The 24,639-nt window shown below is 71.5% G+C and carries 25 protein-coding genes and 1 pseudogene; 14 read left to right on the top strand and 12 right to left on the bottom strand.

Annotated features, from left to right (window positions below; all coding sequences use genetic code 11):
* The first annotated feature begins 33 nt into the window (after window positions 1-33).
* From ACZ6NZ_RS07100 to ACZ6NZ_RS07090, 3 genes and pseudogenes are all read left to right on the top strand, one after another.
* Window positions 34-576: a MarR family winged helix-turn-helix transcriptional regulator gene (locus ACZ6NZ_RS07100; protein WP_465856576.1), complete on the top strand. Its 543-nt coding sequence runs from the start codon at window positions 34-36 to the stop codon at window positions 574-576.
* A 28-nt stretch (window positions 577-604) separates the two neighbouring features.
* A complete protein-coding gene (locus ACZ6NZ_RS07095) occupies window positions 605-1,135 on the top strand; it encodes a GNAT family N-acetyltransferase (protein WP_465856574.1) in 531 nt (176 codons plus the stop codon).
* Window positions 1,136-1,194: 59 nt separating this feature from the next.
* Window positions 1,195-1,383: pseudogene (locus tag ACZ6NZ_RS07090) on the top strand (hypothetical protein); the annotation flags it as partial.
* Here the strand turns inward: ACZ6NZ_RS07090 and ACZ6NZ_RS07085 are convergent.
* Window positions 1,358-2,374, bottom strand: a complete 1,017-nt coding sequence (locus ACZ6NZ_RS07085) for a sensor histidine kinase (RefSeq protein WP_465856572.1) — start codon at window positions 2,372-2,374, stop codon at window positions 1,358-1,360. The pseudogene ACZ6NZ_RS07090 and the gene ACZ6NZ_RS07085 sit on opposite strands and share 26 nt — an antisense overlap.
* Window positions 2,367-3,062, bottom strand: coding sequence for a response regulator (locus tag ACZ6NZ_RS07080; protein ID WP_465856570.1), 696 nt, complete (start codon window positions 3,060-3,062; stop codon window positions 2,367-2,369). Before ACZ6NZ_RS07080 ends, ACZ6NZ_RS07085 begins: the two co-directional genes overlap by 8 nt.
* A gap of 159 nt (window positions 3,063-3,221) precedes the next feature.
* Between ACZ6NZ_RS07080 and ACZ6NZ_RS07075 the strand changes: the two genes are divergently transcribed.
* Window positions 3,222-4,301, top strand: coding sequence for an NAD-dependent epimerase/dehydratase family protein (locus tag ACZ6NZ_RS07075; RefSeq protein ID WP_465856568.1), 1,080 nt, complete (start codon window positions 3,222-3,224; stop codon window positions 4,299-4,301).
* Here the strand turns inward: ACZ6NZ_RS07075 and ACZ6NZ_RS07070 are convergent.
* Entirely contained in the window at window positions 4,273-5,637 is a 1,365-nt protein-coding gene (locus ACZ6NZ_RS07070; RefSeq protein ID WP_465856567.1) for a hypothetical protein, read from the bottom strand. The genes ACZ6NZ_RS07075 and ACZ6NZ_RS07070 overlap by 29 nt on opposite strands.
* A gap of 147 nt (window positions 5,638-5,784) precedes the next feature.
* Here ACZ6NZ_RS07070 and ACZ6NZ_RS07065 point away from each other — a divergent pair, with 147 nt between their 5' ends.
* The 9 genes from ACZ6NZ_RS07065 (at window position 5,785) to ACZ6NZ_RS07025 (ending at window position 14,018) form a co-directional block, all read left to right on the top strand.
* The gene (locus ACZ6NZ_RS07065; protein WP_465856565.1) at window positions 5,785-6,465 is read left to right on the top strand and encodes a glycosyltransferase family 2 protein; all 681 of its coding nucleotides are present in this window, start codon (window positions 5,785-5,787) and stop codon (window positions 6,463-6,465) included.
* Entirely contained in the window at window positions 6,462-7,142 is a 681-nt protein-coding gene (locus tag ACZ6NZ_RS07060) for a TIGR04282 family arsenosugar biosynthesis glycosyltransferase (protein ID WP_465856563.1), read from the top strand. Before ACZ6NZ_RS07065 ends, ACZ6NZ_RS07060 begins: the two co-directional genes overlap by 4 nt.
* Window positions 7,139-7,852, top strand: coding sequence for a class I SAM-dependent methyltransferase (locus ACZ6NZ_RS07055; RefSeq protein WP_465856561.1), 714 nt, complete (start codon window positions 7,139-7,141; stop codon window positions 7,850-7,852). Before ACZ6NZ_RS07060 ends, ACZ6NZ_RS07055 begins: the two co-directional genes overlap by 4 nt.
* Complete coding sequence (locus ACZ6NZ_RS07050; protein ID WP_465856559.1) at window positions 7,849-9,015, top strand: molybdopterin-dependent oxidoreductase; 1,167 nt, start codon at window positions 7,849-7,851, stop codon at window positions 9,013-9,015. The genes ACZ6NZ_RS07055 and ACZ6NZ_RS07050 overlap by 4 nt, the downstream gene beginning before the upstream one ends.
* A complete protein-coding gene (locus ACZ6NZ_RS07045; protein ID WP_465856557.1) occupies window positions 9,012-9,437 on the top strand; it encodes a hypothetical protein in 426 nt (141 codons plus the stop codon). The genes ACZ6NZ_RS07050 and ACZ6NZ_RS07045 overlap by 4 nt, the downstream gene beginning before the upstream one ends.
* A 43-nt stretch (window positions 9,438-9,480) precedes the next feature.
* Entirely contained in the window at window positions 9,481-10,308 is an 828-nt protein-coding gene (locus tag ACZ6NZ_RS07040) for an S-methyl-5'-thioadenosine phosphorylase (protein WP_465856555.1), read from the top strand.
* A 66-nt stretch (window positions 10,309-10,374) separates the two neighbouring features.
* Window positions 10,375-10,971, top strand: a complete 597-nt coding sequence (locus ACZ6NZ_RS07035) for a DM13 domain-containing protein (RefSeq protein WP_465856553.1) — start codon at window positions 10,375-10,377, stop codon at window positions 10,969-10,971.
* A 276-nt stretch (window positions 10,972-11,247) separates the two neighbouring features.
* Window positions 11,248-12,612: a ricin-type beta-trefoil lectin domain protein gene (locus tag ACZ6NZ_RS07030; protein ID WP_465856551.1), complete on the top strand. Its 1,365-nt coding sequence runs from the start codon at window positions 11,248-11,250 to the stop codon at window positions 12,610-12,612.
* A gap of 68 nt (window positions 12,613-12,680) precedes the next feature.
* Window positions 12,681-14,018 carry a ricin-type beta-trefoil lectin domain protein gene (locus ACZ6NZ_RS07025; RefSeq protein WP_465856549.1) on the top strand — a complete coding sequence of 446 codons (1,338 nt, stop codon included), beginning with the start codon at window positions 12,681-12,683 and terminating at the stop codon, window positions 14,016-14,018.
* 52 nt (window positions 14,019-14,070) lie between these two features.
* On the opposite strand, the gene ACZ6NZ_RS07020 is transcribed toward ACZ6NZ_RS07025, so the two are convergent.
* From ACZ6NZ_RS07020 to ACZ6NZ_RS06980, 9 genes are all read right to left on the bottom strand, one after another.
* A complete protein-coding gene (locus tag ACZ6NZ_RS07020; RefSeq protein ID WP_465856547.1) occupies window positions 14,071-14,457 on the bottom strand; it encodes an AtzH-like domain-containing protein in 387 nt (128 codons plus the stop codon).
* Window positions 14,458-14,539: 82 nt separating this feature from the next.
* Window positions 14,540-16,168, bottom strand: coding sequence for a regulator (locus ACZ6NZ_RS07015; protein ID WP_465856546.1), 1,629 nt, complete (start codon window positions 16,166-16,168; stop codon window positions 14,540-14,542).
* A 12-nt stretch (window positions 16,169-16,180) separates the two neighbouring features.
* Complete coding sequence (locus tag ACZ6NZ_RS07010) at window positions 16,181-16,873, bottom strand: cysteine hydrolase family protein (RefSeq protein ID WP_465856544.1); 693 nt, start codon at window positions 16,871-16,873, stop codon at window positions 16,181-16,183.
* A 7-nt stretch (window positions 16,874-16,880) separates the two neighbouring features.
* Window positions 16,881-17,570 (bottom strand): biuret amidohydrolase, encoded by a 690-nt coding sequence (biuH, locus tag ACZ6NZ_RS07005; RefSeq protein ID WP_465856542.1) that lies wholly within the window; start codon window positions 17,568-17,570, stop codon window positions 16,881-16,883.
* A gap of 37 nt (window positions 17,571-17,607) precedes the next feature.
* Window positions 17,608-19,398 carry an allophanate hydrolase gene (gene atzF / locus ACZ6NZ_RS07000; protein WP_465856540.1) on the bottom strand — a complete coding sequence of 597 codons (1,791 nt, stop codon included), beginning with the start codon at window positions 19,396-19,398 and terminating at the stop codon, window positions 17,608-17,610.
* A 113-nt stretch (window positions 19,399-19,511) separates the two neighbouring features.
* Window positions 19,512-20,177 (bottom strand): GntR family transcriptional regulator, encoded by a 666-nt coding sequence (locus ACZ6NZ_RS06995; RefSeq protein ID WP_465856538.1) that lies wholly within the window; start codon window positions 20,175-20,177, stop codon window positions 19,512-19,514.
* A 64-nt stretch (window positions 20,178-20,241) separates the two neighbouring features.
* Window positions 20,242-20,625: a VOC family protein gene (locus tag ACZ6NZ_RS06990; protein ID WP_465856536.1), complete on the bottom strand. Its 384-nt coding sequence runs from the start codon at window positions 20,623-20,625 to the stop codon at window positions 20,242-20,244.
* Window positions 20,626-20,703: 78 nt separating this feature from the next.
* On the bottom strand, window positions 20,704-22,362 hold the full coding sequence (locus ACZ6NZ_RS06985) for a thiamine pyrophosphate-binding protein (protein WP_465856534.1): 1,659 nt from the start codon (window positions 22,360-22,362) through the stop codon (window positions 20,704-20,706).
* Between the two features lie 12 nt (window positions 22,363-22,374).
* Window positions 22,375-23,136: a cyclase family protein gene (locus ACZ6NZ_RS06980; RefSeq protein ID WP_465856532.1), complete on the bottom strand. Its 762-nt coding sequence runs from the start codon at window positions 23,134-23,136 to the stop codon at window positions 22,375-22,377.
* A gap of 198 nt (window positions 23,137-23,334) precedes the next feature.
* On the opposite strand from ACZ6NZ_RS06980, the gene ACZ6NZ_RS06975 reads away from it, so the two are divergent.
* A complete protein-coding gene (locus tag ACZ6NZ_RS06975) occupies window positions 23,335-24,591 on the top strand; it encodes a serine/threonine-protein kinase (RefSeq protein ID WP_465856530.1) in 1,257 nt (418 codons plus the stop codon).
* Window positions 24,592-24,639: the final 48 nt, after the last annotated feature.

The following is a 24,639-nucleotide window of genomic DNA, read 5'->3' as shown; positions in this document are numbered from 1 at the left end:
CAAGTTATCTTCCCCGGAAGCTAAGATGCAACAGTGGATGCCGACCGGATCGCCGACATCGTTGGGCAGTGGAGTCGCGAGCGCCCAGACCTCGACCCCACCCCGTTACTGGTCATCGGTCGCATCCAACAGTTGGCCGCCGTACTCGACGTGGCCCTGCGACCGCCGTTCGCCGCGGCGGACCTCGGCAACGGCGACTTCGACGTGCTCGCGGCGCTGCGCCGCGAGGGTGCGCCCTACACGCTCACCGCAGGCCAGCTCAGCCAACGCATGCTCGTCACCACCGGAGCGGTGACCAAGCGGGTGGACCGACTGATCACCCGCGGCCTCGTGTCACGCTCGGTCTCCACAGCCGACGCCCGCGGCAGGGTGGTCGGCCTGACTCCGGCCGGCGTGACGCTGACCGACCGACTTATCGAGGAACACCTGGCCAACGAGGCGGCCATTCTCCGCGGCCTCACCGACACCGACCGCAGAACGCTCGAACGCCTCCTCGCGACGATGAGCCGGACCCTGGGCTCCGGAGCTTCCGGGCTTGCGGGCGGGGGCCAGGACGGAGCACGCCGTCGCTCGTGACCGGCCGACCCCGGACTACCCTTACGCCATGGACGACACCACCGCCGGCGTACGGATCCGACCCGGTGGCCCGGCCGACGCACCCGCCGTCCTGGGCATGCTCGACTCCGTGGTGGTCTGGATGAACAACCGGGGCAACACCGAGCAGTGGGGCACGACGTCGTTCTCGGAGAAGCCCGAGAGGGTCGAACAGGTCGACCGGTACCTCACCGAGAAACTCCCGTACATCGCGGAGGTGGACGGGACGCCGGCCGCGGCCCTCGTGTTGGATTCCGGGCCCGACCCCCGGCTGCCGATCTCGCCCGCCGAAGAGCCCGAGCGGTTCGTCCGCCTCCTGGTCTCCGACCGACGGTTCGCCGGCCGGAAACTCGGCTCGGCCCTGTTGGCGCACGCCGTCGCGGAGACCCGGCGCGCCGGCGTGCGGTTGCTACGGGTCGACTGCTGGGCGGGCGGCGGTGGCGAGTTGGTGGCGTACTACGAGCGCCACGGGTTCACCCCCACCGAAACCTTCCTGGTGGGAAGCTGGCCGGGGCAGGTGCTGGCCCAACGGGTCGACTGAGTCGCGCGCCCACTGCCGCCACGCGTCGGGCGGGGGCCGCCGGAGAGATATCCGGGCGTCTCGCCGGGGTGCGCCTCGAGAAGGTCGGCATGCGCCGTGAACAGTACGGCGTCGGCGATTCCTGGCACGCCGGACTGGGCTGGGTCGACGGCTGCACCTACGCCCTCCTCGCTGAGGGCTGGCCGGTGGTGGCGGCCCTCCACCAGCCAGCGAGTGGTCGTCTCAGGCGGTCGCCAGGCGGACCATGAACTGGCAGCCGTCGGGGGTGTTGCGCACCTCGACCCGACCGCCGTGCGCCTCCACCAGGCCATGGACGATGGCCAGGCCGAGCCCTCCGGACGCCCCACCGTCGCCGGGGCCGGGCGTGCGGGCCGGTTCACCGCGGAACGCGATGTCGAACAGGCGGGGAAGGTCGGCCGGCGGGATGCCGCCACAGGTGTCGGCGACCGACAGCCAGGCGTGGTCGTCCTCCCGGCCGGCTTCGATGCGTACGGTGCCGTCCTCGGGGGTGTAGCGGACCGCGTTGAGCAGCAGGTTGGCCACGACCCGGGCCAGCTCCGGTTCGCTGGCGGCGACCATGGGCCACCCCGACTCGCTGGCGATCAGCTTGATCCGGCGAGCGTCGGCCAACGGGGTGGTGCTGGCCAGCGCGTCCGAGACCACCTCCCCGAGCGGCACCGCCGTCAACGACAACCGCAACGCTCCCGCGTTGATCCGGGACAGCTCGAACAGGTCGTCGACGAGTCGGGTCATCCGATCGGTCTCCAGTCGGATGCGTCGGTGGTACTCGTCGACTGTGTCCGGATCACGAACCACCCGGTCCTCCAGCGCCTCCGCCATGGCCCTCAGCCCGGCGAGCGGGGTCCGCAGGTCGTGGGAGACCCAGGCGACCAGGTCGCGTCGGCCCTTCTCCAGTTGCCGTTCCCGCTCCCGGGCCTGGTCGCGCCAGACCGCGGCGCGGGCCAGTCGCCGGCCGACGTGCCCGCCGACGGCGAGGCTGACCACCGCCGCCGCCGCGACGGTGATCAGGACCACCTCAAGGTCGTGCGCGGAGAGGAACATCGCTTCCGCGACCGCCATCACCCCGACGGCGACGGCGACCACGGTGGTGGCCAGCAGCACGTTGAGGTGCACGGTGATCGAGCTGCGTCGCAGAGCGCGGAGCAGCACCGCACCGGCGAGCCCGATGCCGAGTGCCGCGCCGAGGGCGATCGCGAAGATCAGGACGATGTCACGCACTGGCTGGCTCGTACCGGTAGCCGACACCCCAGACGGTCACGATCCGCCGCGGATCCGCCGGGTTGGCCTCGATCTTCTCCCGCAGCCGGCGGACGTGCACTGTCACCGTCGAGTGGTCCCCGAAGTTCCAGCCCCAGACCTGCTCGAGGAGTTCGGCCCGGCCGAAGACCCGGGCGGGATGCCGCATGAGGTGGACGAGCAGGTCGAATTCGCGCAACGTCAGAGCCAGATCCGCACCGGCGCGAGCTGCGGTCCGGGAGGCCGTGTGCACCACCAGGTCACCGTCGGTGAGCGCCTCCGGCCGCTCCGGTGGAATCGCGCCGCCGGCGCGACGGAGCACCGAACGGACCCGCAGCACCAGTTCCCGGGGTGAGAAGGGCTTGGTCAGGTAGTCGTCCGCGCCGAGTTGCAGCCCGAGGATCCGGTCGGCCTCGTCGCCGCGCGCGGTGAGCATGACGATCGGTACGCCGTCCGGCCGTACCCGCAGCGCCCGGCACACCTCCAGGCCGTTGACCAGCGGCAGCATCAGGTCGAGCACGACCAGGTCGGGCGCCTGCCGCTCCACGGCCGCCAGCGCCGCCGCGCCGTCCGCCACGAGTCTCACCTGGAAGCCGTCGTTCTCGAGGTAGCGGCGGATGACGTCGCTCACGGTCTCATCGTCGTCGACCACCAGCACGCGCTGCGTCACGGGCCTTCCCCGTTCCGCCCCGTCAACGTCTCCCCCAGATGTCCATCGGCCCAGCCTAGCCACGCCGCAGACTCCGCCCGGACCAGCAAACCTTGCGAGGTTCTTACGGCTGCGCGCGGAAGCCCGCCCAGGCGTACGTGAGGTCATACGGTGACCGGAATGCGGATCCTTGTCACCGGTGCGGCCGGGTTCATCGGCTCCCACATCGCCGACCTGCTCACCGACGACGGGCACGAGATGGTGGCCGTGGACGCGCTCCTGCCCGAGGCGCACGCTGCGACGGCGCCGCCCTGGACCGAACGGCACGACCTGGTGGTCGGCGACGTCCGCGACAACGAACTGCTGACCCGGCTACTGACCGGGGTCGACGCGGTCTGCCATCAGGCGGCCATGGTCGGCCACGGCCTCGACCCCGCCGACGCTCCCCGGTACGCCGCGCACAACGACCTCGGCACGGCCACCCTCCTCGCGGCGATGTACGCCGCCGGGGTGCGCCGACTGGTGCTGGCCAGCTCGATGGTGGTCTACGGCGAGGGCCGCTACCACTGCCGGACCCACGGCATCGTCCGGCCCGCCCACCGACGGGTGGCCGACCTGGCCGAGGGCCGGTACGAGCCGACCTGCCCTCGCTGCGATCATGCGCTCTCCCCCGGTCTCGTACCCGAGGACGCGCCGCTGGAGCCGAACAGCACGTACGCCGCCACCAAGCTGGCCCAGGAACACCTCGCCGGTGCCTGGGCCCGGCAGACCGGCGGATCGGTGTGGGCCCTGCGTTATCACAACGTCTACGGTCCGCGAATGCCCCGCGACACCCCGTATTCGGGGGTCGCGTCGATATTCCGGTCGGCCCTGGCCGCCGGACGACCGCCCCGGGTGCTGGAGGACGGCCGGCAACGGCGCGATTTCGTGCACGTGACCGACGTGGCCGCGGCCAATCTGCTGGCCCTCACGACACCGGCACCGGATCCCCTGACCCCGATCAACGTCTGCTCGGGTGAACCACACACCGTCGGCGAGTTGGCCCACGAGCTGGCGTCGGCGATGGGCGGGCCGCCGCCGGTCACGGTCGGGGGCGGACGGGCGGCGGACGTACGGCACGTCGTGGCCGATCCGGCACGCGCCGCCCGGGTGCTCGGTTACACCGCCCGGGTCGGCTTCGCCGACGGCATCGCCGATTTCACCGACGCGGTGATGCGGGATCCGGCATCGGTCACGACACGGTCCACAGTAGGTGGTTGACGGCGAGAGCCGTGGCGGCCTGCGCGGCCAACCACCACCGTCGGTGACCGTGGGGCAGGTGCGCGGTCGCGACCAGCAGCCAGACGGCGAACGGTAGCCAGATCCGTTCGACCTCGGCCTTGCTGAGCCCGGACAGGTCCGCCGCGAGCACCGCCGCCGTCGCCGCGATGGGCAACCACACAGCGGGTCCGGCGCTGACGATCCGCTGCCGGAGGGCCGTGGCGAGCGGTGGACGCGGTGCGTGGAGCGACACGGCGGCCACCGCCCGGCGCAACGCCGGCCCGACCACCGGGCCGGCCGAGAGCAGCAGGGCGGCAAGATTCGCCCAGACCCAGTAACCGTACGGGCGCTCCGCCGCCCAGCCCTGGTAGTAACGACGCGCCACCAGGTGGTAGCCGTCCAGCCACCAGAAGCCGGCGAGGGTGAACACGGCGACGACGGCCGCGACCGCCGTCGCCGCGACCAGGAGCACGTTGAGGCGGTCCCGCGCCCGGAGCAGCACCACCGTCAACGCGAGCAACCCGACCAGGACGAACCCGTACGACAGGTAGAGCGCGAAGCCGAGGAGCAACCCGCCCAGGGCGGCACCGGGTCGACCACCCACCGCCAGCAGCGCCAACCCGGCCGCGACCACCGCGGCGAAGATCCCGTCCGCGGACGCGCCCACCCACACCGCCCCCGGCAGGAGCACCAGGAACGGCCACACCGCCCGGGCCGCGTCCTCGGCGCCGAGTGCCCGCAACGTCACCGGAACCGACACCGACACCGTGGCCCCGAGCAGCACGCAGGCCAACCCGGAGGCGGTCCCGCCGCCCAGGCCGATCCGTTCCAACCAGACGAAGATCAGCAACGCCCCGGGTGGATGAGCGGCGGCGTGGGTGGACCACGAATCGGGCTGGAAGTCCAGAATCCGGTCGGCGAAGCCGGACAGCATGACGCCGACGTCCGTCACCCGGGGCACCTCGTGCAGGTACTCGGCCTGCACGGTGAGCCGCTCGGTCAACCCCGCGGACCAGCCGTCCACCAGCGCCAGCGACAGCGTCCAGAGCAGCGAGGCGAGATAGCCGACCGCCAGCAGCCGCGGCCACGGCGTGTCGGTCGCCCAGCGCACGCCCCGCCAGACGAAGAGCGCCGCGACGAGCAACGCGGCGGGGGTACCGAGCCCCAGATGGGGCTGCCAAGTCGCGTAGAGCGGCGCCGCGTCGGCGTGCAGCCGTACGCCCTGGTGGTTGAGCAGGGCGCCGACGGCGACAGCGACGGCGAGCACCGCCACCTCGACGGCGAGGACGATCAGGTCGGCGGACCGGGTTCGTCCCGGCCGGGTCATCATGGTCATGGTGACGGCCGACCTTACGGCCTCCCACCAGGCATTCGGCTGCCCGACGGTGACACGTCAGCGAGTCGTAAGATCCGTTGCCGCGTAAGCGATTCGTAAGGGGAAACCGCGGTCCGGACGGCCGGTGGCGGGCCTAGCGTCGCCGGTATGCACACACCGATCGACGTCGTGCTGCCGTGTCTGGACGAGGCGGCCGCACTGCCTGCCGTACTGAGCGGGCTACCGCCCGGCTACCGCGCCATCGTGGTCGACAACGGCTCCACCGACGGTTCGCCGGTCGTCGCGGCCGAGCATGGCGCCCGGGTCGTCCACGAGCAGCGACGCGGGTACGGCGCGGCGGTGCACGCCGGCCTGCTGGCCGCGGAGGCGGATCTGGTCTGCGTGCTCGACGCGGACGGCTCGTTCGACCCGGCCGAGTTGCCCAGGCTCGTCTCGGCGGTGCACGACGGGAGGGCCGATCTCGCCGTCGGGCGGCGTCGGCCGGTCTGCGCGAAGGCCTGGCCATGGCATGCCCGAGCTGGGAACGCGGTGATTGCCGCCCTGCTGCGGCGTCGCGGCGTGCCGGTGTACGACATCAGCCCGATCCGGGTCGCCCGCCGGACGGCGCTGCTGGGCCTCGGTGTCGACGACCGCGCGTTCGGCTACCCCCTGGAGTTGCTGCTACGCGCGGCCGGAGCGGGTTGGCGGATCCTCGAACTGGACGTCGCGTACGCGCCCCGCGCCGCCGGCACCACGTCGAAGGTCTCCGGGTCGGTCCGGGGCACGTTGCGGGCGACCCGGGACTTCGCCGGAGTGCTGCGCGCCGACGCCGCCGGTGGTGGCCGGTGAACGTCCTGCTGCTGGTCGCGAAGGCACCGGTCCCCGGGAAGGCCAAGACGCGCCTCTGCCCGCCCGCCGATCCCACCCAGGCGGCCCGGATCGCTGCGGCGTCGCTGTTGGACACCCTCGCGGCGGTGCGCGCCACCGCCTCGACCATTCCCGTGTTGGCCCACACCGGTCGGTTCGCCGATGCCGAGTACAGCGCGGAGCTGACTGCCGCGCTGGCGGGTTGGCACCTGCTTCCGCAACGCGGCGACACGTTCGCCGACCGCCTCGCGAACGCCCACGCCGACACCGCCGCGGCGTTTCCCGGCCGGCCGGTGCTGCAGATCGGCATGGACACCCCGCAGATCGGGCCGGCCCTGCTCAGCGCCGCGCTGGACCGGCTCGCCGAACACGAGGCGGTGTTCGGGCCGGCGCTGGACGGCGGCTGGTGGGCGCTCGGGTTACGCGATCCGAGGTACGCGAGCGCGGTACGCGAGGTACCCATGTCGACCGGCGACACCGGGCGCCGCACCCTCGCCGCGCTGCGCGAGCACGGTGTGCAGCCGGCGATCCTGCCCGTGCAGCGGGACGTCGACGACTGGTCGACGGCGCTGGCGGTCGCGGCCGACCTACCCGGCACCCGGTTCGCGGATGCCGTCGCGTCGGTGGGCAGCCAACTGCTGAACGGACAATCCCGGTGAGTTCGACTGTCAGTCTCGACGGTTTCGACGTGGTGCTGGGCAGACTCGGCGGCTGGTCCGCCGACGACGACGCCTGTGGCAGACCGGTCGGCCCGAGGCGTGCCACCCAACCCGACCACTGGCTGGTGCACACCGACGGGCGACGCGACCTGTTGCCGGTGCGGCGCTGGCACGGGCCGCCCGAGCCGGCCATCGACTCCGTCGCCGCACGCTGCACCGGGCCCACGATCGATCTCGGCTGCGGCCCCGGGCGCGTGACCATGGCGCTCGCTCGCCGCGGCCTCGTCGCACTGGGGGTGGACATCTCCGCCGAGGCGGTACGTCTGACCCAGGGCCGAGGGGTGGTCGCCCTGCGACGCGACGTCTTCGAACCCCTCCCCGGGGAGGGAAGGTGGGCGCACGCCCTGCTCATCGACGGCAACATCGGCATCGGTGGCGACCCGGTCCGCCTGCTGCGCCGGTGCGGCACCCTGATCGCTGCCGACGGAACGCTGGTGGTCGAGGTGGAACCCCCGGGGGTCGGGCTGTGGCAGGGGCAGGCGTACGTCGTGTCCGGGTCGTCCGGCGATCGGGAACCGCGCGGACCGGTGTTTGCCTGGGCGCGGGTCGGTTCGGAGGCGGTGGCAGTGGCCGCCGCCGCTGCCGGCCTGCGGGTCGTCGACCGTTTCCGGTTCGGTCCACGCTGGTTCGCCGAGTTGGCGCGCTCATGATCCGCCGGCCCCGCGTCCCCGTACCCGAGGACTTCACCGCACCCTCGCACTCACCGCTGGTCGCCGCGCGGCTCGGTCTCTGGCTCGGGGTGGCGTTCGGGCTGTGTTTCGGCACCGGCCTGCTGAGTCACTACATCCAGCACCCGCCAGGCTGGTTCACCTGGCCGACCCGACCGGTCGACCTGTACCGCGTCACCCAGGGCGTTCACGTGCTCTCCGGTGTCGCCGCGATCCCGTTGCTGCTGGCCAAGCTGTGGAGCGTCTACCCCCGGTTGTTCGTGCGCCCGCCGCTACGTCAGCCGATCCGGTTGACCGCCCACGCCCTCGAACGGATATCCGTCCTGGTGCTGGTCTGCGCGGCCTTCTTCGAACTGGTCACGGGCCTGTTCAACGTCGCCCAGTCGTACCCGTGGGGGTTCTTCTTCCCGACGGCGCACTACGCGGTCGCCTGGCTGGTGGCGGGCGCGATGCTGCTGCACATCGCGGTGAAGCTCCCGATCGCTCGCGCGGCGCTGGGCACCCCACTGGGGCGCAGCAGAGCGCTGCGGGCTGCGACACCGGGGGCTGACGACCGGGACTCGTCCGAGCGACGGGCGTTCCTGCGTACCTCGGCGGGCGTCGCCGGCATCGCCGTGCTGGCCACCGCCGGGGTCACCGTGCCGTGGCTACGTCGGGTGTCACCGCTGGCGTGGCGTTCCGCGTCCGGGCCGCAGGGCGTACCGATCAACCGCACGGCCGCTGCCGCGCACATCGCCGTTCCCCCGGACTGGCGACTGGAGATCGTCTGGCCGGGCGGGCGGGGCAGCCTGTCCCTGGCGGACCTGGCGGCCCTGCCGCAACTGACGGCGGAACTGCCGATCGCCTGTGTCGAGGGCTGGAGCGCCTCGGCCCGCTGGACCGGTGTGCCCGTCGTCGAGTTGCTGCGCCGGGCCGGCGCACCGACCGGCCGACCGGTTCGGGTCACCTCCCTGGAGACCGAGGGCCTGTACGCGGCCAGCACACTGCCCGCGGCCCACGCCCGCGACCCGCTGACCCTGCTCGCTCTGCGGATCAACGGCGAGCAACTGTCGCCCGACCACGGTTACCCCTGCCGACTCATCGCACCGAGCCGGCCGGGCGTCCTGCAGACCAAGTGGGTGGCACGGCTGGAGGTGTTGCGGTGAGAACCGTCCGGCTGATCCTGTTCGTGGTCGGTGCCGCGGTCACCGCGTACGGCGGTTGGTTGCTCCGCCCCCAGCTCGACACCGCCCTGCCGTGGCTGATCGGCGGCCCGGTGCTGCACGACGTCCTGGTGGCGCCGCTGGTCGGACTGGTCGGGCTGGGGCTGGGCCGACTGGTGAGCAACCGCCTACGCCTGGCCTGGATCGTCGCGGGTCTGCTGGCCAGCGCCACGTTGCTGCTGATCGCGGTGCCCCTGCTGTGGCGGCCACCCTCGGCGCCGCCGAACCCGGGCCTACCGGACCGGGACTACCCGCTGGGGCTCGCTGTCGGGCTGGCGGTGGTCTGGGCCGTGATCGTGGTCGTCCTGGTCGTCGCCACCACCGTCGACAGACGTGCCGCGGGCCGACGAGCCGACCGTCGCTGAGCCGGCCCAGTCGTTCTTCACTGTTCGTCCAGGAGGGGTAAACATGTCAGCGGGAGACATCAGCACCACCGGTCGCCCGCCGGTCGGCGTGATCGGCGGATCCGGGTTCTACGAGTTCCTCGACGACGTCGACGAGGTCACCGTCGACACACCGTACGGGCCGCCGAGCGACGCGCTGTCCGTCGGCAGTGTCGGCGGGCGCCCGGTGGTGTTCCTGCCCCGCCACGGACGCCGGCACACCCTCCCCCCACACCGGATCAACTACCGGGCCAACCTGTGGGCGCTGCGCGCGCTCGGCGTCCGCCAGGTGCTCGCACCGGGTGCCGTGGGCGGCCTGCGACCGGATCTGGGCCCGGGGACCCTCGTCGTACCGGACCAACTGGTCGACCGGACCAGCGGCCGGGAGCAGACCTACTACGACGGACAGCCGCGCGCGGACGGGGAGCCCTCCCCGGTCGTTCACGTTCCCTTCGCCGATCCCTACTGTCCGGTCGGACGAGCCAGGGTCCTCGACGCCGCCCGATCCGCCGGTTGGCAGCCGGTCGACGGGGCAACGATGGTCGTCATCGAGGGGCCCCGGTTCTCCACCCGTGCCGAGTCGCTGTGGCACGGCCGGCAGGGCTGGTCGGTCGTCGGCATGACCGGTCACCCGGAGGCGGTGCTGGCCCGCGAACTGGCACTGTGTTACACAGCGCTCTCCCTGGTGACCGACCTCGACTCGGGCGTCGAGGTCGGTCAGGGCGTGACTCAGCAGGAGGTGTTCGCGGTCTTCGCCCGGAACATCGAGCGCCTGCGCCTCCTGCTCGGCGACGCGGTGCGGACGTTGCCGGAGGGCCGGGAAGGGTGCCGGTGCGAACAGGCGCTGGCGTGACCGTCGTAAGAGTTCCGAAATGGTTCGCGAACAGTTCGACGACGGCTGCGGCCGTACGCTGCGGTGATGGGAAAACGGATGTTCCGGTCGCCGGTGGTCCGAGCCGGTCTCGCCTGCGCTGTCGTGGTGTCGACGCTGGCCCTGTACTGGTTTCAGCCGTGGAAGCTCGTCACCGACACCTACGTCGACGAGGCTGTTCCCGGCGTCGCGACGACATCTGTCACCCCGACCCCGTCGTCCGCGAGCCCGGCATCAGCGGCATCGGCAGCCACTCCGGCCCCTGCGGCGTCGACATCCACCCCGGCGGCGAACGAGATCCTGACCGCCGGCGAGTTCGTCACGCATGAGCACCGGACGACCGGCAGCGCCGAGATCCACCGGCTCGCCGACGGGCGCCACCAGCTCGTCATCCGCGACCTGAACACGTCGAACGGCCCGGACCTGCGAGTGTGGCTGACCGACCAACCGGTCATCCGGGGCACGGCCGGCTGGCGGGTGTTCGACGACGGCGAATGGGTCGAGCTGGCCAAGCTCAAGGGCAACAAGGGCAACCAGGTGTACGAGCTGCCGGCATCGGTGGATCCAGGTGACTTCCGGAGCGTCTCCATCTGGTGCAAGCGGTTCGCGGTCTCCTTCGGCGCGGCTGATCTCACGAGCGCCTGACCGACCCGACCGGGTCGCAACCTGCCGGACACGGCATTGACATCTTTCACTGGCCGATCTAGCGTCGGGACGAATCGATTCGACGCCGAGCCAGGTGCTCCGGCACCGTCGGTCGAACGGTCTCGTGATGTTTGGGCGCACGAGGTGACCACTGTCGAATCGATCGCCGGGTGGTCCCGCGTGGGCGGCGAGACCAGCGGCGGAAACCTGCGTCGATGAGCCGGTCGGCCGTGGACCCCTTTTAACCAGTTCGTGCCGAATGGCGGGAGCCCCTTCATGACAAGACGTAGACCCATCCTTGGATTGCTCGCGACGGCGGCGGCCGTCGTCGTGACCGTGAGCGCAGGGGCACTGGCCGGTGGCCTGAGCACCACCGCGTCGGCCGCGGACATCGGAGCGGCCGCGGCGACGGCCGGGTGCGGCAAGGCGCCCACGTTGACCAGTGGCCAGCGGACCATTCAGAGCAACGGCCAGAACCGCAGCTTCATCCTCAGGATCCCCGACAACTACGACAGGAACCACCCCTACCGGTTGATCTTCGGGTTCCACTGGAACGGCGGCACCGCGAACGATGTCGACGGCGGCGGGGCCGACGGGGCGGCCTGGTCCTACTACGGGCTGCGGCAGCAGGCGAACAACAGCACCATCTTCGTCGCTCCCCAGGGCAACGGGAACGGCTGGGCCAACCCCGGCAGTCAGGACGTCACCTTCGTCGACAACATGATCAGCCTGATCGAGGCCGATCTGTGTGTCGAGACCACCCAGCGTTTCGCGCTCGGTTTCAGCTACGGCGGGGGCATGAGCTACTCGCTGGCGTGTTCCCGGCCGGGTGTCTTCCGCGCTGTCGCGGTCTACTCGGGTGGGCAGCTCAGCGGGTGCAGCGGCGGGACCCAGCCGGTCGCGTACATGGGAATCCACGGCCTCGGGGACTCGGTGCTCAACATCTCCGCCGGACGGTCCCTGCGTGACAGGTTCGTCCAGAACAACGGGTGCACCGCCCAGAGCCCACCCGAACCGAGGGCCGGCAGCCTGACCCACATCACCACCACCTACTCCGGCTGCCGGTCCGGCTATCCGGTGGTCTGGGCAGCCTTCGACGGCGGGCACACCCCCGGCCCGGTGGACGGCGGCGGAGACAGCGGCGCCAGGACCTGGACCAAGGGCGAGGTGTGGAGGTTCTTCACCCAGTTCGGTGGCACCGATCCCACGTCGCCGCCGACCACCCCGCCACCGACCACCCCGCCGCCGTCGAGCGACACGTCGGCCCTGCGCAGCACGTCCTCCGGACGGTGCCTCGACGTCAACGGCGGCTCGCAGGCCAACGGCGCGGCGGCGATCATCTGGGACTGCCACGGTCAGAGCAACCAGAGCTGGACCTCGACCGCCGCACAGGAACTGCGCGTCTTTGGCGGCAAATGCCTCGACGTCAACGGCGCCAGCACCGCGAACGGCAGCTCGGTGATCATTTGGGACTGCAACGGCCAGTCCAACCAGAAGTGGCGGTTCAACACCGACGGCTCGATCACCGGAGTTGGTTCGGGCCGCTGCCTCACCATGGTCGGCAACGGCACGGCCAACGGCACGCGCGTGCAGATCTCCGACTGCACCGGCGCGGCCAACCAACGCTGGAGCCGGAGTTGAGCCCGACGAGGTTCCCGCAGCGGGGACCGGTCCAACGGATGTTCGACAACCCGCAGGGAGGCGCGACCGTGCCGCTTCGCAAACTCTCCAGCCCCTGGCTGGGCGCAGCCATGGCGGTCCTGGTCCTGATCGCCGTCGGAATGTACGTTCTCACGACCGTCGCACCGGCGGCGGCGGCCACCACCGCCGGCTGCGGCAAGGCGCCCGGGCTGAACAGTGGCACCCACACCATTCAGAGCAGCGGAAAGACCCGTAGTTTCATCCTCCGGCTGCCGGACAGCTACAACAACGCCTACGCCCACCGGCTGGCCTTCGGGTTCCACTGGCTGGGCGGCACCGCCAGTCAGGTGGCCTCGGGTGGAAGCGACGGTGCGGCGTGGGCCTACTACGGCATGCAGTCGCAGGCGAACAACAGCACCATCTTCGTCGCCCCACAGGGCCTCAACAACGGCTGGGGCAACTCCAACGGTGAAGACGTCACCTTCACCGACGACATGATCCGCATGATCGACAACGCGCTCTGCGTCGACACCACCCAACGCTTCTCGGTCGGGTTCAGCTACGGCGGCGCGATGAGCTACTCGTTGGCGTGCTCCCGACCGACGGTGTTCCGGGCGGTCGCGGCCATCGCGGCCCCGGGGGCGATCAGCGGATGCAGCGGCGGCACCGGACCGGTCGCGTACCTGGGGATCCACGGCATCAACGACAACATCCCCAGCGGACGGTCGCTGCGCGACCGGTTCGTCCGCAACAACGGATGCGCCGCACAGAGCCCGCCCGAGCCGAGGGCTGGCAGCCTGACCCACATCACCACCGCGTACTCCTGCCAGCCCGGATACCCGGTGCTCTGGGCCGCCTTCGACGGTGGCCACCAGCAGGGGCCGGTGGACGGTTGCGCCGGCTGTGAGAGCGGCGCACGGAGCTGGGTCAAGCAGGAGGTGTGGAACTTCTTCGCCCAGTTCGGGTCCACCGTGCCACCCACCACTCCCCCGCCGTCGACCCCGCCGCCCGGCCAGCAGAACGTGCTGATCGCCAGCAGCCCGGCCAACCGGTGCATCGACATTCCCAATTCGAGCACGACCAACGGTGCCCGTCCGCAACTGTGGGACTGTCACGGCGGCACCAACCAGCGTTGGACCTACACCGCCAACCGCACGCTGACCGTGTACGGCAACAAGTGCCTGGACGCCAGCGGAGCGGGCAGCAGCAACGGCACCGCGGTCATCATCTGGGACTGCAACGGCCAGGCCAACCAGCAGTGGAACCTGAACGCCAACGGCACCATCACCGGCGTCCAGTCGGGGCTGTGCCTCGACGCCATCGCATCGGGTACGGCCAACGGGACACAACTTCACCTCTGGGCCTGCCACGGCGGCGCCAACCAGCAGTGGAGCAGGCGCACCTAGCCAGTTTGGAGTACGCGCCGCCCGGAGCAGGACCCGGGCGGCGCGTACGGCGTCAGTCGGTGGCCGCAGCCGAGACGGAGACGTGCGCGGTGACGATCCGCCAGCCGACGGGCAGGCGTACCCAGGTCTGGGTCTGCCGCCCGGTGGTGGCCGTGCCGTCGTACCCGAACCGCGTGGTCACGACCGCCAGGTCCGGGCCGAACGTGGTGATAATCGGGTCGACCAGCCGGCGACCGGCCGGCAACGGTGGCTGCGCCGCGCGCCACTTGCGCTGCTCGTCGAGCCCGTACTGGTGGTCGGCGAGGCCGAACCGTACGGTCCTCTCGGAATCCCAGAAGTACCCGCAGATCAGGTCGGCGTCGCCAGCCGCCAGCGCCTGTTCGTAGGCGGTGAAGACCGCCGCCACCTCGGCGGCCACGTCCGTCCGGTCGATCTCCATGCGGTACGTCCCTTCGATCCGCTCGGTCAGGAACTTCCCGGGCCGGTCGGGAACCGTGACGCCCCCGACCGTGCCCGCCGGCTCACCCGCTCAGGGCCGACGTCCGCTGCTCCTCCGCTGACCGATCGGTGACCGGCCCGACCCGACCCGGTTCCACGTCCGGCTCGACCTCCTCCGGGCCGGGCTCGCGGGGCGTGGGGCGGCCCAGTGCGAAGACCACACAGATCACCGCGACGAAGAGGTAGCCGAGCGCCACCTGGCCGTTGGCGTTCCACTCGATCCGTTCGCCGTGGATCAGCCCGATGAACGACAACAGCGCACCGGAGCCGGCGAAGATCGCGGCCCGGACGAACCGCTTGTCGATGATGAAGACCACCACCGCGCCGAGCACCAGGCCGGCGAGGATCGCACCCTGGCCCAGCACCAGAAGCCCGTCGTAGATCACGCCGGCACCGTTGAGCGCTTCGTCGCCGACCGCCGCGGCGGTGGTGCCCGCCGCCGCCAGAGCGTTGTCGATCTGCCCGGTCGCCCAGGCGGCGATGTTCGGAATCAGCGCGGCGACCACTGCGGCGGCGTGCGCCCTGGGGGTCGCCTGGAACGCCTGCGCCCCGATCAGCAACCCGATGTAGAGCAGAATCGGCACGATCGCCGCCGTCGGGAAGATCGCGCCGAGCAGCCCGAACATGCCGAGGAAGCACAGCAACGCGATCACCACGCCGGTCGCCATCGAGTAACCGCTGCGTCCACCAGCGGCCTTCCAACCCGGGTGACCGACATAGACGGCCGGTGGGAACGGCGAGCCGAGCGCGGCCCCGATCACCGCACCCGCACCATCGGCCAGCAGCACGCTACGCAGGTTGTAGTTGTCCCCCGCGGTGGCCGCGCTCTCCACGTTCGTCATTCCCTCGGTGAAGTTGTAGACACCGAGGGGGATCGCCGTCGCCAGCAGCGGCGCCATGTCGGCCAGCCCGGCGAAGAGCAGGTCCAGCTTGAACGAGGGTACGGCGATCGCGATGTCCCGGGCGGCGGCCGTGACGTCCGGCACCGACATCGCGCCGCCGGCCCAACCGATCGCGGTACCGAGCAACAGCGCGGCGAGCCCGATCGGGAAGTTGAACGGCAACTTCACGTCGGTCAACAACCCGATCAGCAGCAGCGCGAGGACCGGCAGGGCGACCCAGGCCATCCGCCACATCTGCCCGGCGGGGTTCATCGAGATGAACGTGATGGAGATTCCCGCAAGGGTGCCGAGCAGCGCGGCCCGCGGCGCGTACCGACGGATGTAGGGCCCGACGAACGCGCCGATCAGCACGATCACGCCGATGATGAAGGCCCACGCCAGCCCGGCCTCCCAGGCCCGGACAGGATCCTGGGTGCGCAGGTAGATGGGGAGCATGATGACGAAGATGACGATGAACATGTGCGGCACGCTCGGCCCGTACGGCAGAGCCGTCACGTCGGTGCGGTTCTCGCGTCGCGCCAGCCGGCGGGCCAGGTAGGTGTAGTAGATGTTCCCGGCGACCAGGGCGATGCCCAGTGCCGGCAGGATGGTGCCGAACACCTCCCCCTCGGGGAGGTTGACCACGGCGAGGCAGAGCCCGGTCAGGGTGAGCACGTTGACCAGGACGTTGACGCCGAATCCGAAGAACGCGTTGGTGTCGCCGCGGACCCAGTACGGCAGCGCGACACGTGTGGGTGTGGTCGAGACCATGACTGCTCCCGGTCAGGAGGAGGGCTGCAACACGGGGGTGGTGGGTAGCGCGGCGCGTACCTGCGCCGAGTCGGCGACCCAGCCGAAGATGCCGCCCTGGGCGGCGATCATGTCGAGCCCGACCCGGTGGAATTCCGGGAAGTAGGACCCGACGCAGTCGGCGAGCACGAGGCACTCGTACCCGCGGTCGTTGGCTTCCCGGACGGTGGTGTGCACGCAGACCTCGGTGGTGACCCCGGTGACCAGGAGGCTACGGACACCCCGCTCGGCCAGCAGGGCGTTCAGGTCGGTGGCGTGGAAGGCGCCCTTGCCGGGCTTGTCGATGACCGGCTCGTCGGGCAGCGGCCTCAGCTCGTCGATGATGTCGTGGCCGTACTCGCCGCGGACCAGGATGCGACCCTTGGGTCCGGGATCACCGATCCGCCTGCTCGGCGCACCGCGGCTGAGCTTGGCCGGCGGGCAGTCGGACAGGTCGGGCAGGTGCCCCTCGCGGGTGTGCACGACGCACAGGCCGACCGCGCGGGCGACGGCCAGCAGGGCCGCGAGCGGGGCGATGGTGCGGCGCAACTGGCCGACGTCGTTGCCCAGGCTCTCACCGAACCCGCCGGGCTCCAGAAAGTCGCGCTGCATGTCGATGACGAGCAGCGCCGTGGTCGAGATGTCGAAGGCGTACGGGCCGGGCCGCGCCGCCGCGATGGTCACCATGGGCACCTCACTCGGCCGTGGCGGCGATGACGTCGTCGGATGTGGTGACGCAGCCGAAGACGCCGCCCTGCATGGTGACCATGTGCAGTGCGGCGTCGTGGTTGGCCTTGTCGGTGGCGCCGGTGCAGTCGGAGAGGATCAGGCACTCGTACCCCCGGTCGTTCGCCTCGCGCATCGTGGTGTGCACGCAGACGTCGGTGGTGATGCCGGTGAGGATCAGGTGGGTGATGCCCCTGCTGCGGAGCACCAGGTCGAGGTTTGTCGCGTAGAAGGCACCCTTGCCGGGCTTGTCGATGATCACTTCGCCGGCCACCGGGGCCACTTCCGGCACGATTTCCCAGCCCGGCTCGCCCCGGACCAGGATCCGGCCGGCCGGGCCGGGCGCGCCGATCTCGGCGCCGATGCGCGCCGAACGCCACAGCTTGTTCGCCGGCAGGTCGGACAAGTGCGGGTCGTGTCCCTCCCGGGTGTGCACGACAAGCATCCCGAGCGATCGCGCGTGCTCGAGCAGCCGGGCAGTGGCCGGCAGGCCGGCCCGGGTGAGGCCGATGTCGTAACCCATCGCGTCGACGTAGCCGCCCGGTCCGCAGAAGTCGGTCTGCCAGTCGATGCAGAGCAGTGCGGTACGCGCGGTGTCCACCACGCCGTCGTAGGGCCACGGGTAGGGGTTGGCCGTTACCGGCCCGATGCTGCCCATCCTCTCGCCTCCTGTCGTGATCGCTGGTGCTGGCGGGTCAGCGCCGGGCGGCGGTTCGGCGGTACGCCCGCCACCCGCCGCTGGCGCTGATGTCCTCGGCCGGCGGGCCCGCCGCGTACGCTTCGCAGAGGAAACCGAGCACCTCACGCCCGTCGTGCAGCTGAACCCAGCCGAGCGAGAGAGGTGCTGGCACTCCGGCCAGCAACCCGCCGAGAGCCGCGCTGGGCAGCCGCCACAGCTCGACCTCGATCGGGTGTCCGTTCGCCCCGTCCGGGCCGATCCGGACCAGGCCGGGCAGCCCTTCGCCATCGGGGGTGTCCATCCGGTACAGCCGGTAGAGCGGCGCGGTGTGGGCGGTACCGGCGAGGACCGCGCCGCGCCCGAGCAGCTCACCGTTGCGGGATTCGCCGGTCAGGTGCCGGCCGACCACGGCGACGAGCAGTTCGGCCGAGCGCTGGGGCGGCGGCGGGCTCGCCTCGACCACCGGGGTCGACGCCCCGCCCTCGGTGACCACGGCGGCCAGCCGGGCCAGGGTGGTGTCGCTGAACGCCGGGCCGACCAGGGTCAGGCTCGCCGGGCGGCCGGTGCTGGTGAACCCGTTGGGTACGGTCACCGCGGCCAGGTCGAGCAGATTCGCGAACTGGGTGTAGCGGCCGAGCATCGCGTTGCGCCCGATCGGGTCCTCGGCGATCTCGTCGAGCGTGAAGGTGGTGCCGACGGTGGGCACCACCAGCACGTCGACGTCCTGCCAGAGCTGGTCGACCTGGGCGCGCAGTTCCCGTAGGCGGTGCTGACCGCGGAAGGCGTCGATGGCGTCGTAGCGACGCCCGGTCTCCAGCACGGCACGGGTCACCTCGAAGACCGACTCGGGGTGCGACCGCAGGAAGCCGTCCAGGGCGACGAGCCGCTCGGCCACCCAGGGCCCCCGGTAGAGCAGGTCGCCCGCCTCGAAGAAGGCACCGAGCGGTACCGACCGCCGGGACCCGACGAAGCTGTGCAGCCGCTCCACCCCCGCCGCGAACCGGGTCTGCTGCCCGCTGTCGCCGAAGAACTCCAGGTCCTCCGGCCGGGGCACCCCGAGGCGCAGCGTCCCCGGCAGGCGAGGAACCACCCGCTCGGCCGGGAACGGACGCCCCCAGGGGTCGGCCGAAGTGACCGCCCGGGCGGCGTGCAGCACGTCGAGGGCACCGGCCACGTCGGGGGTGAAGACCGACACGCAGTCCAGTGAGCGGCAGGCGGGCACCACGCCAGCCGTACTGAGCAGCCCCCGGGTGGGTTTGAGGCCGACGATCCCGTTGAGCGCCGCCGGCACCCGACCCGAGCCGGCGGTGTCCGTACCCAGGGCGAAGCTGACCTGGCCCGCGGCTACCGCCACCGCTGAGCCGGAGCTGGAACCCCCGGAGATGAGGCCGCCGCCGAACACGCTCTGGCAACTGCCGTAGGGCGAGCGGGCGCCGGTCAGACCGGTGGCGAACTGGTCGAGGTTGGTCTTGCCGACAAGCATCGCGCCGGCGTCGAGGAGTCGCCGCACCACGGGCGCATCCTCGACAGCCTCGTAACCGAAGTCGGGACAGCCGGCAGTGGTGACCATGCCGGCCACGTCGATGTTGTCCTTCACCGCGAACGGGATCCCGTACAGCGGCAGCTCGGGATCGCCGCAGCGGCTCAGCGACTCGGCGCGCTCACGCAGGCGATCAGCCGGCACGGTGCTGATCCAGACCGGTCCGTCGTCGTGCCCGGCGAGCCCATCCAGGACTCGTTCGGCCTGGTCCGTCGGGGAAAGGCTGCCCTCACGGTACGCCGACCGAAGCTCCGAAATGGATCCCACTCGCTCTGGCATACTGTCGATTGTCGACTGTTCTGTTACGGGAAACCGCGCCTCACGTAACGACACCATGACGGCGCGTGGCCCCGACCCGCCGGAGCACGGCCGACGTCGAGCTAGCCCAGATACGAGCGGGCGCCGTGCCCGGAGAGCACGGTGAGCACCTCTTCCCGGTCTCCCCCGGCGACCGCCTCGAACAGCCGCTCATGCCGGTGGACACCGTCCAGCGGCTGCGCCAGCTCCGCCTCCCGGCGCAGGTTGATAGCCATGTAGAGCTGGAGCTTCACCAGGATCGAGCCGTACACGGCGGAAAGCTGACGGTTACCGGCGAGCGCCACAAGCGCGACGTGGAACTCCCGATGCGACTCGGCGACCGCCATCCGGTCGCCGGCCCGGGTCGCCTCCCGCAACTGGTCCAGCGTCGCCCGCAGCCCGGCGAGGTCACTCTCCCTGGCGACCGGGATCCCCGCCCGTACCGAGAAGCGTTCCAGCACGTCACGCAGCTCGTACAGCTCCCGCACGTCGCGGTCCGACAGGGTGGCGACCCGAACACCACGCCGGGGCACGTGCTCGACGAGCCCCTGCTGGGCCAGCAGCCGCAGCGCCTCCCGCAACGGAGCCCGGCTGATCCCCAGCCGCCGGGTCAACTGCTCCTCCACCAGGCGCTCACCTGGATCGCTCTTGCCGCTGAGGATTTCCCGGGTCAGCCGAGAGACGGCGAGGTCCACCAGGCTGACGCTCTCCAGCTCACCATCCACCGTCGATGCGGCCACGTCGTCCACGCCGATGAGTCTGCCACCCGCCACCGGACCCTCCGGCTCCACCCGCAAACGCCTGAGCGCGGCGTCAGGCGACGCAGAACTCGTTACCTTCGGGGTCGAGCATGACGACGTGCCCGAGGACGTCGCCGTAGCACTCCTCGCGGACCACTGTCGCGCCGGCGGCAACCAGTTCGGGCACCCGCTGCCGGATCAGCCGGGCGCGCTCGACCATGTCGCCGGGGTCGGGCCCGGCCACCCGGATGTCGATGTGCATGCGGTTCTTGGCGGACTTGCCCTCGGGGACCTTGAGAAAGCCGATGGCCGGGCCCCGGCCGTCCGGGTCGACGATCGAGGCGTTGTCGGGCTCGTCGAAACCGGGCTCCCTGACATAGCCGAGGGCCAACGCCCAGAAGGCAGCGATCCGTTGGGGATCGTCGGCGTCGCATCCCAGGGTCCAGAGAGTCGCCACCGGGCCAACGTACTCGAGTGGTGACCACCGTGTCAGCAGCCGGCCGGGCGGCCGCGTCGGTGCGGGTACGACGGTGGCTCAGTGGCCACGAAACGCCTCCTCCAACCACCACGAGCCGCGCGCGGCGCTGACCTTGGCGTCGATCACCAGCGGCCGGGTACGGGGACCAGCGAGCCAGTGGCGTACCGGTTCCAGGTCGTCGACGGTCCGGACGGTCAGCCCGTCGCAGCCGTAGCCGCCGGCGATCGCGGCCAGGTCGGTCTCGGGGAAGGTGACCGTCTGCAACGGGTGCCCGTCCGGGCCGAAGTGGTGCACCTCCGCCCCGTACGCCGCGTCGTCGTAGATCACCACGAGCAGGGGTAGCGCCAACCGGACGGCGGTGACCAGTTCGGTGGCGGACATGACGAAGCCACCGTCGCCGACCGCGGCGACGGTGAGCCGGTCCGGGCGGGCGACCGCCGCGCCGAGCGCGCTGGCCAGCCCGAGCCCGACCGACTGGAACGCCTGGGTGAAACAGAATCCGGCCACGTCCGGCACGTCGAGCCACATCGACGGGTAGCCCATGAAGTTGCCGGAGTCGACCACCACCGTCCGGTCGGCCGGCAGCAGGTCGTCCAGGGCGGTCGAGAGCGTCCTCGGGTCGATCGTCGCCGGTGTGCCGGGACGTGCCGGCGCACTCTCGTCCTGGTACGGGACGGTCCGCCACCGGCCGTGGTCGCGGATCCGCTGTGCCAGCTCCGGCGTACGCCACCCGCCGGTCCCGTCGCCCACGGGCCCGGCGGCGTCGACGCTCAGCCGAGCGAGCAGCGCCTCGGCGACGGTCGACACCGCGCCGGCCACCGTCAGGTCGACCGGACGGTTCACCCCGAACGCGCTCGGGTCGTGGTCGACCTGGACGACGACCGCGGCGGGCGGGATCAGTTCGCCGTGCCGGGTCGTCCACATGTTCAGCGTGCTGCCCCAGGCGACCACCAGATCCGCCCCGCCGATCAGCTCGGCCGTGAGCGGGGTGGCGAAGCCGCCGGCCACGTCGAGGTTCCACGGGTCCCCGGCGAACAGCCCCTTCGCCGCCGCGGAGACCGCCAGCAACGCGCCGGACGCGTCGGCGAGCCGGATCAGCGGTTCCCGGGCCGACCGGGCACCCCGACCGGCGATGAAGACCGGTCGACGGGCGGCCCGGAGCGCGGCCAGCAACGGCTCGACGTCCGGGGCGGCGACCGGAGTCGGCACGGTCGCGGGGACCGGGCCGGACCAGGGTCCGGTCACGGCTTGCTGCAGATCCAACGGGAGGCCCAGCAGCACCGTCGCGCCCCGGGCGGCGGCCCGGTACGCCGCGCCCGCGTCCTCCGCCGCGTGCATCGCGCGTATCCGGTGGAAGTCGGCCCCGACCGCGGCGGCGAGTGCCGGCAGGTCGATGAAGAAGTTCGACCGCGGCGCGGTCGCCTCCGGGGCCAGGACCACCATCGGGGTACGGCTCTTCGCCGCCTCGGTGAGGCCGGTCAGCGCGTTGGTGACGCCGGGGCCCTGGTGCACCGAGAGCAGCCCCACCGTCGCGGCGGTGCGGGCGTACCCGTCGGCCATGCTCGCCGCGCCGCCCTCGTGGGCCGCCGCCACGAACCGGGCGCCGGCCGCGACGAGCGCGTTCGTGACATGGAAGTTGCCACTGCCGACCACCCCGAAGACGTGCCGCGCGCCGTGTCCGTACAGGACCCGCCCGACCACCTCGGCTACCCGCATCGGTGCTCCGGCCTACCGTTCGACCAGCGCGAGGACCCGGCACGGGCTGCCCGACCCGGAGACGATGGGCAGCGGCCCGGCGATCACCACCGCGCCGGTCGCCGGCAACTGCGCCAGGTTGCGGAGCTGGGTCAGGCCGTACTTGTCCTGACCGAGCAGGAACGAGTGGCACGGGAAGGGCGGGTCGAACGAGTGCGCGGCGCCCGCGTCGGTCCCGACCGTCTCCACCCCGACGCCCTGGATCGGTGACTCCTCGGCCAGCCAGCGGGCGCACTCCACGGAGATACCCGGGGTACGCCCGGCGTTGGCGTACCGCTCCGGGTCGTCGCCGTACGCGTCCCACCCGGTGCGGTAGAGCAGCCAGCCACCCCGGGGCAGGGCACCGTGCTCCGCCTCCCACGCCTGGACGTGCTCGACCTCGAGCAGGAAGTCGGGATTCTCGGCGGCGTCGGCGGAGTGGTCGATCACCACCGCCGGGGCGATCAACTGGCTCACCGGAACCTGCGACACGTCGGCGCCCTGTTGACCGGTGACCCAGTGCACCGGGGCGTCGAAGTGGGTGCCGGTGTGCTCGCCGGTGGAGAAGTTGTTCCAGTACCAGGCCGGACCGCTGTCGTCGTACCGGCTGATCTCGCTGAGTTGAAACGGCCAGGTCTGGCCGAACTGCTCGGGCAGACCCAGGATCGGGGTCTGGTCCGAGAGCGGGGCGGTGAGGTCGACAACCTGGATCCGGCCGCTGGAAAGAGCGGCGACAAACTCCTGCAGCACCGTCATGCGGCGACGGTACACCGCTCACACTCCAGATTGGACCGACGAACACAAGCGCATTCCTCCCGTGTCGGACCGGGGCGGTACCCGGCGGATGGGCGAAACTGTCCGCCGCTCGAACGTCCTCGGTCGCCGGCCGCCGACGTGGCACGATGGCCGTGTCCTGCGCCGCCGGTGGCCGGGCGCGACACTGATGGAGTCTCGATGTCGGAGCTGGCCGGCCCGCCGGTGCCAGGGTTGGCGAAACTGTGGACGCACGACCCGGTCACCGCCGGGCCGTATCGCCTGGTCGGGCGGTTGGGCGCGGGCGGGCAGGGGGTCGTCTATCTCGGCGAGGACGACGCCGGTGACCGGGTCGCCGTCAAGATGGTCAACGTCGATCTGAGTGATCCACGGGCGCGGTCGCAGTTCGTCAAGGAGATCGCCGCCGCCCGCCGGGTCGCTCCGTTCTGCACCGCGCAGGTGCTCTTCGCGGAGGTGGACGGCGAGCGACCGTACGTGGTCAGTGAGTTCATCGAGGGTCTGACGCTGCACCGGCACGTCCGCGAGCGTGGTCCGGTGACCGGCAACGCCCTGCACCGGCTCGCGGTCGGCACCGTCACGGCGCTCGCGGCGATTCACAGTGCCGGGGTGGTGCACTGCGATCTGAAGCCGGACAACGTGGTGCTGGGCGAGGACGGTCCTCGGGTGATCGACTTCGGTATCGCGCGGGCGTTGGGCAACACCGAGACCGCCTCCAGCCGGGTCATGGGGACCACCGCGTACATGGCGCCGGAGCGGTTCCGCAACGACGCGATCGGTCCACCCTGCGACGTCTTCGCCTGGGCGGCCACGATCGCCTTCGCCGCCGGTGGTCGGCCGCCTTTCGGCAACGACTCGCTCTTCGCCGTGATGCACCGGGTGCTGCACGATCCGCCTGACCTGCCGGCGTTGCCTCCCGTCCTGGACGAGCTGATCCGGGAGTGCCTGGCCAAGGATCCAGCGGACCGGCCGGTTGCCGAGCGCGTGTTGGTGCGGTTGCTCCGGCAGGACGGCAGGGTCACCGCGCCGCTACGTCGGGAGAGCCTGCTCGAGGTCGGCAACGAGACCGCCGGCGCACCGACGCCGGATCACGCGCTCCCCCAGGTCACGCCGACGGCACCGCAACCGGGGGCGACGCAGCCGCAGCGACCGGCCCAGCCGACGGTGCCGACGCAGACCCGACCGGCGCACCTTACGTCGACGGGGCCCGGCGTTGATGCGGGAAGTGACGGCGCGATGAGGCGGCTGCGTCGTGAGGCCCCGGACGCCTGGGGGATCTCCACCGCGCTCTTCCTCGGTTCGGTCGGCGCCGCCGCCGGCTACGTCGCGTCGAGCGCGGTCGGCCCGGCCGCCGCGACCGGGGCGGCGGCCTTCGTCGTGGTCTACCTGGTTCGGCTGCTGGTCGCGACGGCAGTCGGGGGACGCTCCGACCGCGGGTGACGGGTGCACCGGGGTCGAGGTCCCCGACTGGCGTCCGATCGATAGGTT

It is taken from the genome of Micromonospora sp. NPDC047756 (genome assembly GCF_055587245.1).
Note: the sequence above shows the minus strand (reverse complement) of the source record. Positions and strands in the feature narration are given on the sequence as shown.